This is a genomic window from Aureitalea sp. L0-47 (assembly GCF_026126405.1).
Lineage (GTDB): Bacteria > Bacteroidota > Bacteroidia > Flavobacteriales > Flavobacteriaceae > Pukyongia.
Window position 1 is genome coordinate 124393 of record NZ_JAFMTQ010000002.1, and the last position, 15963, is coordinate 140355.

At 42.6% G+C, this 15963-nt stretch carries 13 protein-coding genes and 1 tRNA gene; 7 read left to right on the forward strand and 7 right to left on the reverse strand.

What is annotated here, in order from left to right; genetic code table 11:
* Positions 1-11: 11 nt before the first annotated feature.
* The 4 genes from J1N09_RS03760 to J1N09_RS03775 all read right to left on the reverse strand — a co-directional run bounded on the left by J1N09_RS03760 (position 12) and on the right by J1N09_RS03775 (position 3571).
* Entirely contained in the window at positions 12-815 is an 804-nt protein-coding gene (locus J1N09_RS03760) for a MotA/TolQ/ExbB proton channel family protein (RefSeq protein WP_265198249.1), read from the reverse strand.
* 768 nt (positions 816-1583) lie between these two features.
* Positions 1584-1671 (reverse strand) — tRNA-Ser (locus tag J1N09_RS03765).
* An 85-nt stretch (positions 1672-1756) separates the two neighbouring features.
* Positions 1757-2785 (reverse strand): asparaginase, encoded by a 1029-nt coding sequence (locus tag J1N09_RS03770; RefSeq protein WP_265198250.1) that lies wholly within the window; start codon positions 2783-2785, stop codon positions 1757-1759.
* The gene (locus J1N09_RS03775; protein ID WP_265198251.1) at positions 2786-3571 is read right to left on the reverse strand and encodes a TatD family hydrolase; all 786 of its coding nucleotides are present in this window, start codon (positions 3569-3571) and stop codon (positions 2786-2788) included.
* 1 nt (position 3572) lies between these two features.
* Here J1N09_RS03775 and J1N09_RS03780 point away from each other — a divergent pair, with 1 nt between their 5' ends.
* Genes J1N09_RS03780 through J1N09_RS03790 form a run of 3 tightly spaced genes read left to right on the forward strand, consistent with a single transcriptional unit; the run spans position 3573 to position 6738 of the window.
* Positions 3573-4037, forward strand: coding sequence for a TIGR02281 family clan AA aspartic protease (locus tag J1N09_RS03780; RefSeq protein WP_265198252.1), 465 nt, complete (start codon positions 3573-3575; stop codon positions 4035-4037).
* A gap of 50 nt (positions 4038-4087) precedes the next feature.
* Entirely contained in the window at positions 4088-6109 is a 2022-nt protein-coding gene (locus tag J1N09_RS03785; RefSeq protein ID WP_265198253.1) for a sensor histidine kinase, read from the forward strand.
* Positions 6106-6738, forward strand: coding sequence for a response regulator (locus tag J1N09_RS03790; RefSeq protein WP_265198255.1), 633 nt, complete (start codon positions 6106-6108; stop codon positions 6736-6738). Before J1N09_RS03785 ends, J1N09_RS03790 begins: the two co-directional genes overlap by 4 nt.
* 289 nt (positions 6739-7027) lie before the next feature.
* Here the strand turns inward: J1N09_RS03790 and odhB are convergent, their stop codons facing one another.
* Entirely contained in the window at positions 7028-8254 is a 1227-nt protein-coding gene (gene odhB / locus J1N09_RS03795) for a 2-oxoglutarate dehydrogenase complex dihydrolipoyllysine-residue succinyltransferase (protein WP_265198256.1), read from the reverse strand.
* Between the two features lie 24 nt (positions 8255-8278).
* Entirely contained in the window at positions 8279-11035 is a 2757-nt protein-coding gene (locus tag J1N09_RS03800; RefSeq protein ID WP_265198257.1) for a 2-oxoglutarate dehydrogenase E1 component, read from the reverse strand.
* 115 nt (positions 11036-11150) lie between these two features.
* Here J1N09_RS03800 and J1N09_RS03805 point away from each other — a divergent pair, with 115 nt between their 5' ends.
* Positions 11151-11681, forward strand: coding sequence for an alpha-ketoglutarate decarboxylase (locus J1N09_RS03805; RefSeq protein WP_265198258.1), 531 nt, complete (start codon positions 11151-11153; stop codon positions 11679-11681).
* On the opposite strand, the gene J1N09_RS03810 is transcribed toward J1N09_RS03805, so the two are convergent.
* Complete coding sequence (locus J1N09_RS03810) at positions 11678-12652, reverse strand: polyprenyl synthetase family protein (protein WP_265198259.1); 975 nt, start codon at positions 12650-12652, stop codon at positions 11678-11680. The genes J1N09_RS03805 and J1N09_RS03810 overlap by 4 nt on opposite strands.
* 164 nt (positions 12653-12816) lie before the next feature.
* On the opposite strand from J1N09_RS03810, the gene J1N09_RS03815 reads away from it, so the two are divergent.
* The 3 genes from J1N09_RS03815 to J1N09_RS03825 are packed head-to-tail and all read left to right on the forward strand — an operon-like array spanning position 12817 to position 15963.
* Positions 12817-13428: a TetR/AcrR family transcriptional regulator gene (locus tag J1N09_RS03815; protein ID WP_265198260.1), complete on the forward strand. Its 612-nt coding sequence runs from the start codon at positions 12817-12819 to the stop codon at positions 13426-13428.
* Entirely contained in the window at positions 13421-14773 is a 1353-nt protein-coding gene (locus tag J1N09_RS03820; protein WP_265198261.1) for a TolC family protein, read from the forward strand. The genes J1N09_RS03815 and J1N09_RS03820 overlap by 8 nt, the downstream gene beginning before the upstream one ends.
* Before the next feature lie 17 nt (positions 14774-14790).
* Positions 14791-15963: an efflux RND transporter periplasmic adaptor subunit gene (locus J1N09_RS03825; protein WP_265198262.1), complete on the forward strand. Its 1173-nt coding sequence runs from the start codon at positions 14791-14793 to the stop codon at positions 15961-15963.

The following is a 15963-nucleotide window of genomic DNA, read 5'->3' on the forward strand; positions in this document are numbered from 1 at the left end:
TTTTGGATTAATTACTTCTTGTTCTTGTAGTCTACAAGCATGTCGATCAAAGTAATTGACGCGTCTTCCATGCTGTTAACGATACTATCGATCTTAGCGATAATATAGTTGTAGAAGATCTGAAGGATAATCGCAACAATTAGTCCGAATACCGTAGTAAGAAGTGCTACCTTAATACCTCCTGCCACAAGAGAAGGGTTCATATCTCCCGCTGCTTCGATCTTATCGAATGCAAGAATCATACCGATTACCGTACCCATGAAACCAAGCATAGGTGCAAGTGCGATGAACAGGGATATCCAGGATACGTTTTTCTCAAGCTGTCCCATTTGAACACCTCCGTAACCGATAACCGCTTTTTCAGCAGCTTCGATACTCTCATCGGCTCTGTCGAGACCTTGATAGTATATAGAAGCAACAGGACCTTTAGTATTTCGGCAAATCTCTTTGGCTGCTTCAACACCACCACTGTTCAGGGCATCTTCAACGCTCTGGGCTAATTTATTTGTGTTGGTAGTAGAAAGGTTTAAGAAGATAATTCTCTCTATGGCAATTGCTAGACCAAGGATTAAACACAATAGAACGATTCCCATAAAGCCAGGGCCTCCTTCGATAAAACGTTGTTTCAGGGCTTGATGCCACCCTTGAGGCTCCTCGGCTGATCCGCCATCCTCGTCTTGTATGATTGTTACAGTAGCTGAAGTCACCAACGTTTGAACGTTTGTCGGCATTGTTTGAACAGCTGTTGCGTTTGCGTTGAATGTTCCCGCTAAACAGAGTGCGGCAATCGCCATAATAGAAAATAATTTTTTCATTGCTATCGACTTAAAGTTTGTTTTTAGTTAATGGTTAAAGATATAAAAATAATTAGTTAATGTGCAATTATTCTGAGAATGTGAGAAGCATACTCACAATTCTTTGATGAAATAACATTTTAATCGGATAAAATGCTTCGGAATAGCCTAAAATCAACCATTCACGAAATTTGAAACAGCTTCAGTCCACGATCGAAATGACTGAAGTGAGCCCTGGTATATAACCAATTCTACACCCAGTGTTTTCTGCGATTCCACCACATCCGATAATTGTCAAAACCCTTCTCTGGTTTTTAGTTCTATCGCCTTTCGAGACATATCTTAGTAAGGGCGGTTGGCATAACAAGAAGCACAAAGCTGAATTTCTACACCACTCAATTCCCTTCAGTTATACTGACAATGAACGTAGATGCTCCTCAATCCCACACTTTATTCAACGTCATGGGATTAACTCGCCCGCCTCGCGGCCTACCTTCGTCGCAAAATTCTTTTGCTCCTCGGTAATGCTCCTCAATCCAACACTTTATTCAACGTCATGGGATTAACTCACCCGCCTCGCGGCCTACCTTCGTCGCAAAATTCTTTTGCTCCTCGGTAATGCTCCTCAATCCAACACTTTATTCAACGTCATGGGATTAACTCGCTTCGCTCGTTGATCCCAAAAGGCAATACTGGCAATGAACGTAGATGCTGCGCATCTTAAAGTTACTCGTTCAAAAATTTGCTCAAGCAAGCTTGGACAAATTTTTTCGCTCGTAACTTCATTCGCAGAGAGGAAGGGATTCGAACCCTCGATACGCTTTTGGCGTATACACACTTTCCAGGCGTGCGCCTTCGACCACTCGGCCACCTCTCTAAATTCCTTTCAGCAACCTACGTCTGTAAAGGGTTGCCAAATAACAAAAAAAATAGCGTCTATTAAAATATTTTTGAGGAAAATTCTAGGTCATTTCACCTCTCAAGGAAGTCTCGAATATGGTTCGGAAGCTTTTCTGAGAAATCCCATGACCAAGCAAATACATCAACTTAGCTAAAGCAGCCTCTGTAGTAATATCTTTCCCGGAAATCACTCCGAGTCTTTTTAAAGCCACACTGGTTTCATACAACCCCATATTAACACTACCTCCCGAACACTGAGTTACATTAATAACAGGAATTCCCCGTTCAATAACCTCAGCAATCCCTTTTAAAAACCACTCTTTAGTGGTGACATTCCCACTACCATAGGTTTCTATAATCAACCCTTTCAGCTCACTGTAGGAAATCATATGATTGAAAGTATGTTCATCCAGGCCAGGGAACATTTTCATAAGGATCACACCGGAGCTCATTTTTTTGAACACAGTGAATTTTTTTCGCCTGTTCGGAACTAAAAGAGCTTCCCTGTTAATTGTAAGCTCTACCCCACTCTCCGCCAGAGGTGGATAATTCAGGGAAGTAAAAGCTTCGAAGTGCTGTGCATTGATCTTGGTTGTGCGGTTGGCTCTGTATAATTTGTATTCAAAATACAGGCAAACTTCCGAGATTAGCGGATTCCCTTTATGTTGCATAGTGGCCAGCTGCATAGAGGTGATCAGATTCTCTTTAGCATCAGTTCTGAGGTCTCCAATGGGTAGTTGGGATCCTGTGAAAATGACTGGCTTCCCCAAATTCTCCATCATAAAACTAAGCGCCGAAGCCGTGTAGGACATAGTATCACTACCGTGCAAGACCACAAACCCATCATATTCCTCATAGTTTTCCTCGATAATGGAAACAAGTTTCACCCAGTATTCAGGGTTCATATTCGAACTATCCAAAGGTTCTTCAAAACTATGAGTCGCAATAGAACAATCCAGTAAGTTCAATTCGGGTATATGAGTTAGGAGCTCATCGAAATTGAAATTCTTCAAAGCACCCGTGTTGAAATCCAAAAGCATCCCTATGGTTCCTCCTGTATAGATCAACAATATTTTCGGCACCTGTTTCATCTAAATTCCAAATATTTCTTTTGAATTTTCTGTGGTGATCTTCGCGACCTCTTCAGAAGTAACACCATAAACGGAAGCAACCTTTTCAGCAATTAAACTCAAATAAGAACTTTCATTCCGCTTGCCCCGATACGGCACAGGAGAAAGATAGGGTGAATCCGTCTCAAGCACAATATGTTTTAGATCTATCTCATCTAAAAATTGATCGATCTTCCCGTTTTTGAAGGTAACCACCCCACCAATACCCAGTTTCATATTGAAGCCGATCGCTCTTTCCGCCTGTTCCCGGGTTCCGGTAAAACAGTGAAATATCCCAAATAAGGAGTCGTCTTTTTCTGTTTCCAATACCTCAAAGATCTCATCGAAGGATTCCCTGCAATGAATCACAATGGGCAATCCTTTATTCTTGGCCAATTGGATTTGTCTTCTGAATGCTTCCTTCTGAATTTCAAGTGTAGAGGTATCCCAATACAGGTCTATACCTATCTCCCCTACCGCTACAAAGTCGCGTTGCTGAAACGCCTCCTCAACCAACTCCAGTTCACGTAAATACGTATCTGGCTTTACCGAAGTAGGATGCAGGCCCATCATCAATTGAACCTTGTCTGGATAGTTCTGCTCCAATTTATACATGGCTTCTGTGTAAGAAGAATCGATGGCCGGGACGAAAAATCGTTGCACGCCTGCCTCAAAGGCTCTATTCATCATAGCATCTCGATCCGAATCGAATCCTTCGCTGTACAAGTGCGTATGGGTGTCTGTCAACATGGCTACAAATCTAACCATTTTGTTAGCTATCTTTACCAAAAAAAGAGTGACCGCATTACGAGAGCTGATGGAATCCGACGGATTTTACCGTATTCCATTGAAAAAACTTAAAACAGGGCATTACAAAGTTGAAGCCAGGGTAAATGAAATAAAAGGTGATTTCATAGTAGATACAGGAGCTTCCAGCAGTTGTATCGGCTTCTCCAGTGTAGATCGTTTTATCATGCTTACCGAACAAAGCGAATTAAAAGCGGCGGGGGCGGGTGCAACGAATATGGAAACTCATGTTGCCAGGAACAACAGATTCCAGGTGGGAGAGAAGCAATACAATAAAATGGACTTTGTTATCTTCGATCTAAGCCATGTAAATGAAGCACTTATTCAGGTAGAAGAAAAACCCGTAGAGGGAATTCTCGGGGCCGATTTTCTAAAAGAGAACCGTGCCGTAATAGACTACGGGAGAAACGTTCTTTACCTGAAATAGAACAGAATAGCCTATATTTGTCGGAAGCTAGTCCCCCAATAAGCTTATATATGAAGGCGTTGCCTAAATTCTTTCTTTTATTTTTAATTCTCCTGTCCCTTTCTTCCCGGGCACAGGACATTCAATACTATTTAGATCTATCCGAAAATTCCAGTAACTCGCAAGAACGGTTGATAGCTATGGATTCGGTGGTGAGTATTGCTAAGAGAACCGATATAAACAGCTTCATCAACTACAGCCTGCAGTATATTGAAATTGCAAAAGAGATGGATAGCATCGAGGCAGCAGCCAGAAAGATGATCAATGTTCATTATAGCCTGAGTTCGGTGAAAAATGAACCTCGAGAAGCACTAACGATCATCGATGGGATCTTAGCTCGAAAGTATAAGATAAAGGACAGCTACTTGCTTGGTGGACTATACTTAAAACGAGGTGGGTCGAATTACAAGCTTAATCTGACTGACGCCATTGAGGACTATAAAATGGCGATTGCCAGTTTTACTGAAAAAGATTCCCTTTTCATAGCCGATGCCTATTTGTTTAGTGGACAGGCTTATTCCAACCTGGGTAAATTCGTTCCAGCCGGTGAAAGCTATCGCAAGGCGTACAATTATTTCGAGGCGCTGAAGGATTATGAATATATGTTTTACGCCCAACAAGGTATCACCACTATGTTCAGCATGAATGGCTTTCATGAGAAGGCGATGATAGAACGGGAAAAGAACATTAAAAAAATTGAATCTCTGGGACTGCTTCACCATCTCCCTACTGAATATTATAACCAGGCGCTCGATTACGAAAAGATCGGGAATAAGATCAAATATCTCGAGTACTTGTTTAAAGCGAAAGAGGCCATTGATAATTCAAGAGATAATGATCTGGAGATCTCCAATGAGATGTACGTTTATGCCGAACTGGTGGACTATTATTGTGAAAGCGGGCAAATTGCAGCCGCTGAAGATTACCTGATCCTCATAAATCAGTTTCACGAGAACTCCCAAGACGATCTCATTACCTCATCTCAGTATCTTGGAGCGAATGCCAGGTATCATTATGCGAAAGCCGAGTACGGTATTGCCCTTAATTATGCAAAACAAAAACTCGACAAAGCCGAAACACTCAAATATGAGGAAAACATTCTTTCCTCTCATAAGTTATTGTCGGATATATATACGGCCCAAGGTAATTTCAGAAAGGCTTTGGAACACGAAGAAGCTTACTCCGAATTAAAAGATTACATCTATAACAAAGGAGTCGCAAACTCGCTGGCGTATTACCAAACCCTGTACGAAACCGAAAAGAATGAAAAGGAACTGGTAGAGCAAAAAGCCAGCATTCAGCTTCTAGAAAAGGACAACCAAACCTTTAAGAAGTTAATGATCTTTGGTGGAGTGGCCTTATTGTTACTATTTGGGGTTATTCTGTTGTATAGAAACCAGTTGTATTTTAAGAACCGAAAGGTGATGCAGGAGAAATTCAGTCAGGAACTCATCGTCTCCCAGGAGGAAGAGCGAATGAGGATTTCCAAAGACCTGCACGACGGACTGGGACAGCGATTACTAGTTGTAAAAAATAAGCTCATGGCCTCCGGTGATGCCGAAACCAAAAATATGATCGATGAAACCATTGAAGAGGTTAGAGCTATTTCCAGGGACCTGCACCCATTCCAGTTGCAGGAATTGGGTATTACTAAAGCACTTGAGCACACGATTACTCAGATAGACGAAAACACCACATTGTTCATCTCTTCAGAAATAGAGAATATAGATAATATATTTGACCAGGAGGCAGAAGTAAACATCTACCGGATTGTCCAGGAGAGCCTGAGTAATGTATTAAAACACGCAAAAGCAGAGGCAAGTAAGATTTCCGTGAAAAAAATGGCTAACTTTGTAGTAATCTCCATTAAGGATAATGGAGTTGGATTCGACTTCTCGGACAAACTGCAAAACGTAAAATCCTTAGGACTAAAAACACTGGTGGAACGCACACGGTTCCTGGACGGGCAGATGAAAGTCGAATCGAAAGCAAATAACGGAACTACCTTACAATTTCAATTTCCTATTTCGTGAAACACAAATCAATTATAACTGCAGACGACCATCCCCTGCTTCTCAAAGGATTGAATGATTTCCTTATTGAGAAGCGCTATAACATTGTGGGCAGTGGATCCAACGGACGGGAAGCATATAACCTAATCACAAAGTTAAAACCAGATATTGCAATTCTGGATATCCAAATGCCCTTTATGTCTGGCCTTGAAATTGCCAAAAAATGCAAGACCAACGGTATAAATACTAAGATCGTTCTTATCACTATTCACAAAGAAAAAGAGCTATATAACAAAGCCCAGGAATTGAACATCTTCGGATACATTCTGAAAGAATTCGCCATCGAAGAAATCGAGAACTGTATCGAAACCGTTTCAGAAGGGAAACCTTATTTCAGTCAGAAAATTAAGGATATGCTCAACACAAATAGTGCAGACGATGAAGCACTGAATGTATTAACCCCTTCAGAAAAAAAGATCCTAAAATTGATAGCCCGGGATAAAACGAACAAAGAGATCGCTTCCTTACTCTTTATTTCTTACCGAACTGTGGAAAAACACAGATCGAATATTATCAACAAACTGAAGCTGGAACCCAAGACAAACAGCCTTCTCAGTTGGGCCAAGGAGCACCACGATAAACTACAATAAAACCGTGGACTTTAATTAATTACGTGTTAACACGTATTTCACTTTTTGCAAATCTTTGCCACCTTAGCGCTGTGAAAGATCTTATGGTAACTAAGGATAACAATGGCGGTAAACCGACTACAAAAAAGGTGCTTTTCATTGTGATAGCTGTCTTCGTTGTTTCAATCGTTTTACTGAACTTATTAAACTATTTTGTTTCATATAAATAAGTCCGTTAAGATTTCAACTAACTAACCAATAAAAGCCCGGCACGACCGGGCTTTTATTTGCAATTTTTCTAACTGAATTTCTACAGTTCCAGTGCTTTTTTCACGTCGTTGTCCATCAACAACTCCACCGGATTTTCAAGGGCTTCTTTTACTGCCACCAGGAATCCAACAGATTCTCTTCCATCGATAATACGGTGGTCGTAGCTTAAGGCCACGAACATTACAGGCGCAATAACGATCTCTCCGTTTTTCACAACCGGCCTTTCTACAATATTGTGCATTCCCAGGATACCCGATTGAGGAGGATTGATAATAGGTGTGGATAACATACTGCCAAATACACCTCCGTTGGATATGGTAAATGTACCGCCAGTCATCTCGTCTACCGTGATCTCTCCATCCCTTGCGCGAAGCGCAAGTCTTTTAACTTCAGATTCAACTCCTCTGAATGTAAGGTTCTCAGCATTTCGGATTACCGGCACCATCAATCCTTTTGGTCCGGATACAGCAATAGAGATATCCTTGTAGTCGTAAGTAATTTTGTAATCTCCGTCGATCATTGAATTTACGTCCGGATACAGTTCCAGAGCTCGAACCACTGCCAGAGTGAAGAACGACATAAATCCCAGGCTAACTTCATGCTTCTCCTTAAATGTCTCTTTGTATTGCTTTCTCAGTTCGAAGATAGGTCCCATATCCACTTCATTGAAAGTGGTGAGCATGGCTGTTTCATTCTTGGCAGCCACCAGTCTTTCGGCTACTTTTCGTCTTAGCATCGACAACTTCTTGCGCTCTGAACCTCTTCCTCCAAGACCCGGAGTACCCATTGAAGGAATGGCTTTAGATGCGTCATCCTTAGTAATTCTGCCATCTCTTCCTGTCCCTGAAACGGTTGCGGGATCGATTCCTTTCTCATCCAGGATTTTCTTAGCCGCTGGCGAAGGAGTGCCTGTGGCGTACGTCTTGGATTTGTTTTCAGTTTTTGCCGGCTCCTTTTTTTCTTCTGAAGCGGGCTGATTGGTTTCTTCTTTGGATTCTTCTTTTGATGGTTCAACCCCTTCCGGCTTTGGTGCATCCGTATCGATAAGGCATACAACTTCACCCACAGCTACGGCATCACCTTCTTCTGCCTTGAGGGTAATGACGCCACTTGCCTCAGCAGGTAGTTCAAGGGTTGCTTTATCGCTATCTACCTCGGCGATCGCCTGGTCTTTTTCCACATAATCGCCATCCTCAACTAGCCATTGAGCGATTTCGACTTCGGTAATTGACTCTCCCGGTGATGGGACTTTCATTTCTAAAGGCATATGTTCTAATTATCTTTTTCAGAATTAATCATTACTAATACTTGGGTCGAACACCATATCTATTACCCGCTGGTGTCTCTGCATACTGCGGACAGAACTTCCTGAAGCCGGTGCAGCGTACATTTTCCTGCTACATGCTCTCCAGTTCCTGGATGCTTCATAATGCATCATTATATGAGAATAGGCTCCCATATTTCGTGGTTCTTCCTGCGCCCACACGATATCTTTGGCGTTCTTATATTTTTTCAGCGTGGCTTCAATTTCATTTTTTGGCAAGGGGAACAATTGTTCGATCCTCACCAGTGCCACATCATCTCGCTTGGTTTCTTCTTTTCTTTCCAGGAGATCGTAATAGAACTTTCCTGTTACAAAAACAACCGTTTTCGTCTTTGCCGCCGTAGCATCCGTATCGTCTATCAACATTTGGAAACTGCCATTGGCAAGCTCTTCTTTTGTCGACACCACCTTTGGATGGCGCAACAAGCTTTTCGGAGTGAAAACAATGAGAGGTTTTCTAAAATCGGTAACCATTTGCCTTCTTAGCAAATGATAGAAATTCGCCGGCGTGGTGCAATCTGCCACGTACATATTGTCGGTTGCACAAAGCTGAAGATAACGTTCCATCCTTGCCGAAGAGTGCTCGGCTCCCTGTCCTTCATAACCATGCGGCAGCAGCATAACCAACCCGTTTTGGGCTTTCCACTTATCTTCGGAAGCAGAAATGTACTGATCTATCATGATCTGTGCTCCGTTACTGAAATCCCCAAACTGGGCTTCCCAGATCGTAAGGGTCTTCGGACTCGCCATGGCATATCCATAGTCGAAACCAACTACGCCGTATTCAGAAAGCAACGAATTATAGATGTAGAAATCGCCCTGCTCCGATCCGAGGTCGTTAAGTAAGACGATCTCCTCTTCACTATCCTCAACTTTGATCACGGCATGACGGTGCGAGAAGGTTCCCCGCTCGACATCCTGTCCTGTGATCCGAACATCATATCCATCCTTAAGCAGAGTTCCGTAAGCCAACAGTTCACCCATGGCCCAATCCAGTTTGTTCTCTTCGAAGTACATCTTGCGACGACTCTCGATCAAACGTGATATTTTCCGTAAGAATTTCTTGTCTTCTGGTAATGAAGTGATTGCTCCAGCCACTTCTGTGAGACCGTCCTGAGACACAGTGGTGTCGAAGGTATTCAGCATTTTGTCCTGCTTCGAATAATGGAATCCTTCCCATTCATCCTTCATGATAGCAGTGATCTCTGTTTTTTCTTCCTTCCTTGAATCTACCAGTTTCTCCTCAAGTTTCTCTTTGTATTCCTGTTCTAGTTTTTTGGTATGACCTTCCTCGATAACACCCTGGGCCAAAAGCTTCTCTGCGTAGATATCCCTTGGGTTCTTCTGCTTAGCGATAGCCTTGTATAATTTTGGCTGGGTGAAGCGGGGCTCATCTCCTTCATTATGACCGTACTTCCTGTAGCCTAACAGGTCGATAAACACATCCCTTCCGAATTCCATCCTGTAATCCAAGGCGAAAAGCATTGCATGAACCACAGCTTCTGCGTCATCGGCATTAACGTGCATGACCGGAGAGAGTGTTACTTTACCCACATCCGTGCAATAGGTAGAAGATCTACCATCCAGGTAATTGGTTGTAAAACCAACCTGGTTATTCACCACTATGTGAATCGTTCCACCAGTCTTGTAGGCATCCAGTTGGGCCATTTGCACTACCTCGTAAACAAGTCCCTGTCCCGCGATAGCAGCATCTCCATGGACAACAATTGGTAAAACCTTTTCGATATTATCCTTGTGATATCTGTCCTGCTTCGCCCTGGCGATACCCTGAACAACAGCACCAACGGTCTCCAGGTGTGATGGATTAGGAGCGATATTAAGATTGATCTTTTTTCCTGAATCCGAAAGCCTGTGGGAAGTCCATCCAAGGTGATATTTCACATCCCCGTCGAACACTTCCTGTTCGTAATCTTTACCGTCGAATTCGCTAAATATATCTTTAGCGCTCTTTCCAAAGATATTCGTGAGCGTGTTTAATCGACCACGGTGCGCCATTCCCATTACAAATTCTTCAACCCCTTTCTCAGCAGCATTTTCAACCAGAGCATCAATAGCCGGGATCAGGCTTTCACCTCCTTCAAGGGAAAATCGTTTCTGACCCACATATTTTGTGTGAAGGAAATTTTCGAATGCTACGGCTTCATTCAATTTCTTAAGAATGTGCAGCTTTTCTTCCTTATTGAAATTGGGTTGATTGTCGTTTATATTCAGTTTATTCTGAATCCATTCTACCTCTTCGGGCTTCCGAATGTACATGTACTCCACCCCAATACTGTCACAATAGATGCTTTCAAGATGCTCAATGATCACTTCCAGAGTAGCTTCCCCGATCCCAATGATCTCACCGGCCTGAAAAGTGGATTGCATATCTTCCTGAGATAAACCGAAGTTCTCAATAGCTAGTGTTGGACTGTATTTTCTTCGAGCACGAACCGGGTTAGTAGCCGTAAAAAGGTGGCCCCTGCTCCGGTATCCATCTATGAGCCGAATCACCTGGAATTCTTTATGCACATGCTCGGGAATTTCACCAATGGGACTCTCGATACCCAGCGCTTCTATGGATCCATTTTCGATTCCAAAGTCAAAGCCCTGGAAAAACGCTCGCCAACTCGGTTCTACAGAATCCGGGAATTGCAAATATTTATCGTAAAGTTCTGCGATGTACGAAGGGTGTACCGCGTTGAGAAAAGAATATCGATCCATTGTTCAGATAACCGAGGCTATAAGTTTGATAAACGAGTACAAAAATACAACAAATCAAATAACTAAGACTTTAAATTATATATATTTATGAAGCGAACCCATTAACTGTACTTGCATGAGAAGCTTTTATAAACGCCTTGTTTTATCCTGTATTTTTTGTGTTGTTCTTTCAAATTTTACTACTTACGCCCAGGAGGTAGAAGCTCCATCCAACTTTTGGCGCAATGTGCGGTTTGGTGGTGGTATTGGGTTGAGTTTTGGCAACGGGTTTTTTAGTGGGACCCTGGCACCAAGTGCTATTTACCAGTTTGATCAACGTTTTGCTCTTGGTGTTGGACTCAACGGAACATATAATAGCCAAAAAGACACCTATACCTCAACGATACTGGGCGGGAGTGTGATCTCACTGTACAATGTAATTCCAGAAATCCAGCTGTCTGCCGAGTTTGAAGAGCTTAATGTGAACCGGTCATACGATGCCAGCCTGGGATTTGAAGATGAAAATTACTGGTATCCCGCCTTGTTTGTGGGTGCGGGTTTCAGGACCAATAATGTAACGATTGGGGTGCGTTATGACCTGCTTTACGATGAAGAACAGAGCATCTACGCCAACGCCTGGATGCCTTTCTTCAGGGTGTTTTTCTAAACTTTTCTTTGCATGAGCCACTCACCAAATTCCCGAAGACTTTCCTTTCTCTCTTCTGAAATTTGAATGGTATCGAGGACTTTATTTGCTTTGTTCGTGTATAAACTGATCTCCTTTTCCGCCGCTTCCACAGCCCCGGAGCTTTCAAACAACCTCTTTACGATATTTATTTTTTCTGAAGGGTCCTTGGGACTAATACTGTATAAATGACGAAGCTCGGCCGCTTCCGAAGGGTTACACAATTTCAGGGCCGTGAGATATAGGAAGGTTTTTTTGTTGGCGATGATATCTCCACCAATCTGTTTTCCGAAGGATTCAGGATTTCCGAATGCATCCAGGTAATCATCCTGTAACTGGAAAGCTATCCCCAGGTTTCTTCCGAATTCGTAAATATTCTCCTGGCATGAAACCGAAGCGCCGGCAACGATGGCACCCATTTTCATCGATGCCCCGATTAGCACCGCTGTTTTATAATCGATCATCCTGATGTATTCGTCGATGGTCACATCATCCCTACGTTCAAAATCCACATCGTATTGCTGACCTTCACATACTTCTATAGCCGTTTTGCTGAACAGCCGGGCCAGATCCCTGAAAAGTTGGGGCTCGTAGGCTTCGAAAAGTTTATACGCCAGGATTAGCATGGCATCGCCGGATAAGATCCCTGTATTTAAATCCCACTTCTCATGAACGGTTTCTTCTCCCCTTCGCAGGGGTGCATTGTCCATAATATCATCGTGGATAAGTGAGAAGTTATGAAAGAGTTCTACGGCTAAGGCAGCATTCATCGCCGCCTTGTAGTCCTTTCCGAAGAAATCACAACTCAACAGCGTAAGCACAGGACGCAAGCGTTTACCCCCAAGAGTAATAATGTATCTTATGGGTTCGTAGAGCTGTTCGGGCTCACGGATCAAAACCGCTTTTTCAAGCTCTTCCTCCAGCGACTGGCTATACACTTTTAGTAATTCCATTCAGGCAAAATTTCCTGCTAAAATACGGCTTGTAATTGTTCTACATGTCAAAGAAATGATAAAAACGTCTCACAAATCCCTAGTTGATCAGTATGTTAAATAATTGTAAAACTTTGGAAACTTTTGTAGTTCTAAAAGTTTCCTTAGCTATTTTTGCGCTTCATATGAAAGATAAGATTATACATAAAGCTTCTGAAATGTTCATCACCCTTGGCTTCAAGAGTGTAACCATGGATGATATTGCGAACGAGTTGGCTATTTCAAAAAAAACCATTTATACTCATTTTAAGAATAAGACTGAGCTTGTTCACGAGGTCACCATGAATATGTTTGAATTGATCTCTCATGGTATTGATTGTATATGTGACCTTCAGAAGAACCCGATTGAAGAACTGTACGAGATCAAAAAACTCGTGATGGTTCACTTGAAGAATGAAAAAACCTCTCCCCAATATCAATTGCAGAAATATTATCCGGAGATCCATGAGGCGCTCAAAGCCCAGCACTACAAGAAGATGAGTGAATGTACCTTGAGGAACCTCAAGCGTGGTGTAGCAATGGGACTTTACCGTGAGAACCTGGACATCGACTTTGTTTCAAGGATCTACTTTATCGGTGTGAATGGCATAAAAGACGAAGCCCTATTCCCCGTACATCAATTCCCAAAGATTCAATTATTTGAAGATTATCTCGAATATCACCTTCGTGGAATTGTGACCAATGAAGGACTAAAAACACTCAATAAATTCATAAAAACAACTGTACACAATGCGTAAATACACCGTACTACTGCTTTTGCTCGCAGGGACTCTATTGTCCTTCGGACAAAATTCCAAGACGTATCAGTTTACGTTGGAAGAGGCAATATCCTTTGCGCTCGACAGCAATTACACTGCTCTCAACTCCCGAAGAGACATCGCCAAAGCCATAAAACAAAAATGGGAAACTACGGCAACAGGGTTACCACAGCTAAATGCGAACCTGAATTATCAGAACAACTTAAAACAGCCAGTTACGCTTATCCCCGGTGAGTTTACAGGGGGTGAACCGGGAACTTTCGTGCCCGTAGTATTCGGTGTTCCACAGATAGTTTCGGCAACGGCCACGCTGGAACAACTGATCTTTGATGGTAGTTACCTGGTTGGACTTCAGGCAGCGAAAACATTCCTGGATTATACCGAAAATGCCGATCAAAAGGTACAACTCGAAATTCGAAAAGGAGTGATCAATGCTTATGGAAGCGTTTTACTTGCTGAAGAGCTGGTTGCTATATTTCAGAAAAACAAAGAGAATCTCGAGAATAACTTGTTTGAAACACGGCAGATCTTCGAAAATGGACTTGCCGAGGAAGAAGACGTGGAACAGCTGGAGATCACCTTACTTGATGTACAAACCCAGCTCAATAACGCTAAGCGAACTGAAGACATCGCCAGGCAAATGTTTAAAGTAGCACTCGGTATCGATACTTCCGAAGAAGTATTGCTTTCTCAAGGTCTGGACGACCTGGCCCAGGAAAATATCAACCTGAATTTCATGGAAAGTAATCTCAACGTTGAAGATAATATAGACTACAAGATCGCTTTTAATCTAACCGAGCAACGCAATCTCGAATTAAAGCTTGAAAAAAGCCGGGCCTTACCCAGGCTTAATGCTTTTATAAACTACGCCACCCAGGCAAACAGCAATGATTTCACTTTCCTGGATTCGGATCAGCGTTGGTTTCAATCTTCCATACTTGGGGTTTCAATGAACATTCCCATTCTTAGCAGTGGTATGCGTGGCGCCAGGACTCAGCAGGCTAAAATCTCCCTGGAACAATCTAAGACACAGCTGGAAGAAACTGTTCAGAATATCCAGTTACAATTCGACACTGCCAAAAGTAACTATCAGTTCACAGTAGAGAACTACCAAAACTCGAAGAAAAATTTATCGCTGGCCGAGCGAATCGAACAAAAGAACCAGGTGAAATTCACCGAAGGGATCGCCAGTAGTTTCGAACTTCGCCAGGCACAGACACAGTTATACACTGCCCAACAACAGTACTTTCAGTCGATGCTGGATGTGATAAACGCCAAAACAGAATTGGAAACTGTCCTCAATACACCTCAACTTAAAAACTAATAACACCACTTTAGAAAATGAAAAAATTCGCATTCATTCTTACACTAGCTTTCCTTCTAAGCGCATGCGGAGGAGATGGAAATAAACAAAGCGTGGAAGCATTAATTGAAGAGGGCAACCTTGAAAATATGCTTGCCCGTAAAGTTGAACTTCGCGCCACTCAAACTGAAATCCAGAATGAGCTGTCGGAACTAGAAGCAGCAATTAAGAAACTGGATACAACAGATAACGCTGCCCTGGTGACAACAATGAAATTAAAAGATACCCTTTTCCAACATTTCATTGAAATTCAGGGGAACGTAGAAACAAACCAGAATGTCATTATTTATCCAGAATACCAGGGAGTCCTAACAAGAGTACTGGTTAAAAAAGGCGACAGGGTTCGTAAAGGCCAGGTACTTGCACGTATAGACGACGGCGGACTAGGGAGTCAGTTGAGCCAGTTGAAAGTACAGGAAGAACTCGCGAGGACTACTTTCGACAGACAGGAAAGGCTATGGCAGCAGAAGATAGGTTCAGAAATTCAATACCTGCAGGCGAAAGCCAACTACGAGGCCACGAGTAATTCAGTAAAACAACTGGAGAGTCAACTGGGTAAAACTACGGTAAGAGCACCTTTTTCAGGAGTGATAGACGATGTGATCACGGACCAGGGGACCGTTGTATCGCCGGGGCAAGCTTTGTTTAGGATTGTAAACCTGAACGATATGTACATTCAGGCAGAAGTTCCTGAACGCTATATTAAAAGTGTTATTCCGGGTAAAGAAGTTGCTATATCATTACCCATGCTGGGCGAAGAAATCAAGTCGGAAATTCGTCAAACCGGGAACTATATCAACCCAAATAACCGCGCATTCACCGTTGAAGTGGACGTGCCCAACAGTAATGGAAACATAAAACCAAATCTTACCGCTCGCCTAAGGATAAACGACTATACAAATGAAGAGGCCATACTGATCCCGTTAAGTGTTATTTCTGAAAATGCCGAAGGAGAGCAGTATGTGTACCTGGCGGTTGAGAGTAATTCTGGCAATGGTAATTCCAGGGCTAGACAACAAACTATTTCAACCGGGAAGGCCCAGGGAGACTATATAGAGGTGCTTTCCGGACTTACATCTGGCCAATCCATCATTATTGAAGGCGCCCGATCGATAAAGAATGAGCAGGAAGTTAAAATAATAAACCAATAG

Bases quoted from the DNA above. Each gene is read 5' to 3' on its own strand.
- J1N09_RS03760 (WP_265198249.1), bottom strand. From the start codon at position 815: ATGAAAAAATTATTTTCTATTATGGCGATTGCCGCACTCTGTTTAGCG.
- J1N09_RS03770 (WP_265198250.1), bottom strand. From the start codon at position 2,785: ATGAAACAGGTGCCGAAAATATTGTTGATCTATACAGGAGGAACCATA.
- J1N09_RS03775 (WP_265198251.1), bottom strand. From the start codon at position 3,571: ATGGTTAGATTTGTAGCCATGTTGACAGACACCCATACGCACTTGTAC.
- J1N09_RS03785 (WP_265198253.1), top strand. From the start codon at position 4,088: ATGAAGGCGTTGCCTAAATTCTTTCTTTTATTTTTAATTCTCCTGTCC.
- odhB (WP_265198256.1), bottom strand. From the start codon at position 8,254: ATGCCTTTAGAAATGAAAGTCCCATCACCGGGAGAGTCAATTACCGAA.
- J1N09_RS03800 (WP_265198257.1), bottom strand. From the start codon at position 11,035: ATGGATCGATATTCTTTTCTCAACGCGGTACACCCTTCGTACATCGCA.
- J1N09_RS03805 (WP_265198258.1), top strand. From the start codon at position 11,151: ATGAGAAGCTTTTATAAACGCCTTGTTTTATCCTGTATTTTTTGTGTT.
- J1N09_RS03810 (WP_265198259.1), bottom strand. From the start codon at position 12,652: ATGGAATTACTAAAAGTGTATAGCCAGTCGCTGGAGGAAGAGCTTGAA.
- J1N09_RS03815 (WP_265198260.1), top strand. From the start codon at position 12,817: ATGAAAGATAAGATTATACATAAAGCTTCTGAAATGTTCATCACCCTT.
- J1N09_RS03820 (WP_265198261.1), top strand. From the start codon at position 13,421: ATGCGTAAATACACCGTACTACTGCTTTTGCTCGCAGGGACTCTATTG.
- J1N09_RS03825 (WP_265198262.1), top strand. From the start codon at position 14,791: ATGAAAAAATTCGCATTCATTCTTACACTAGCTTTCCTTCTAAGCGCA.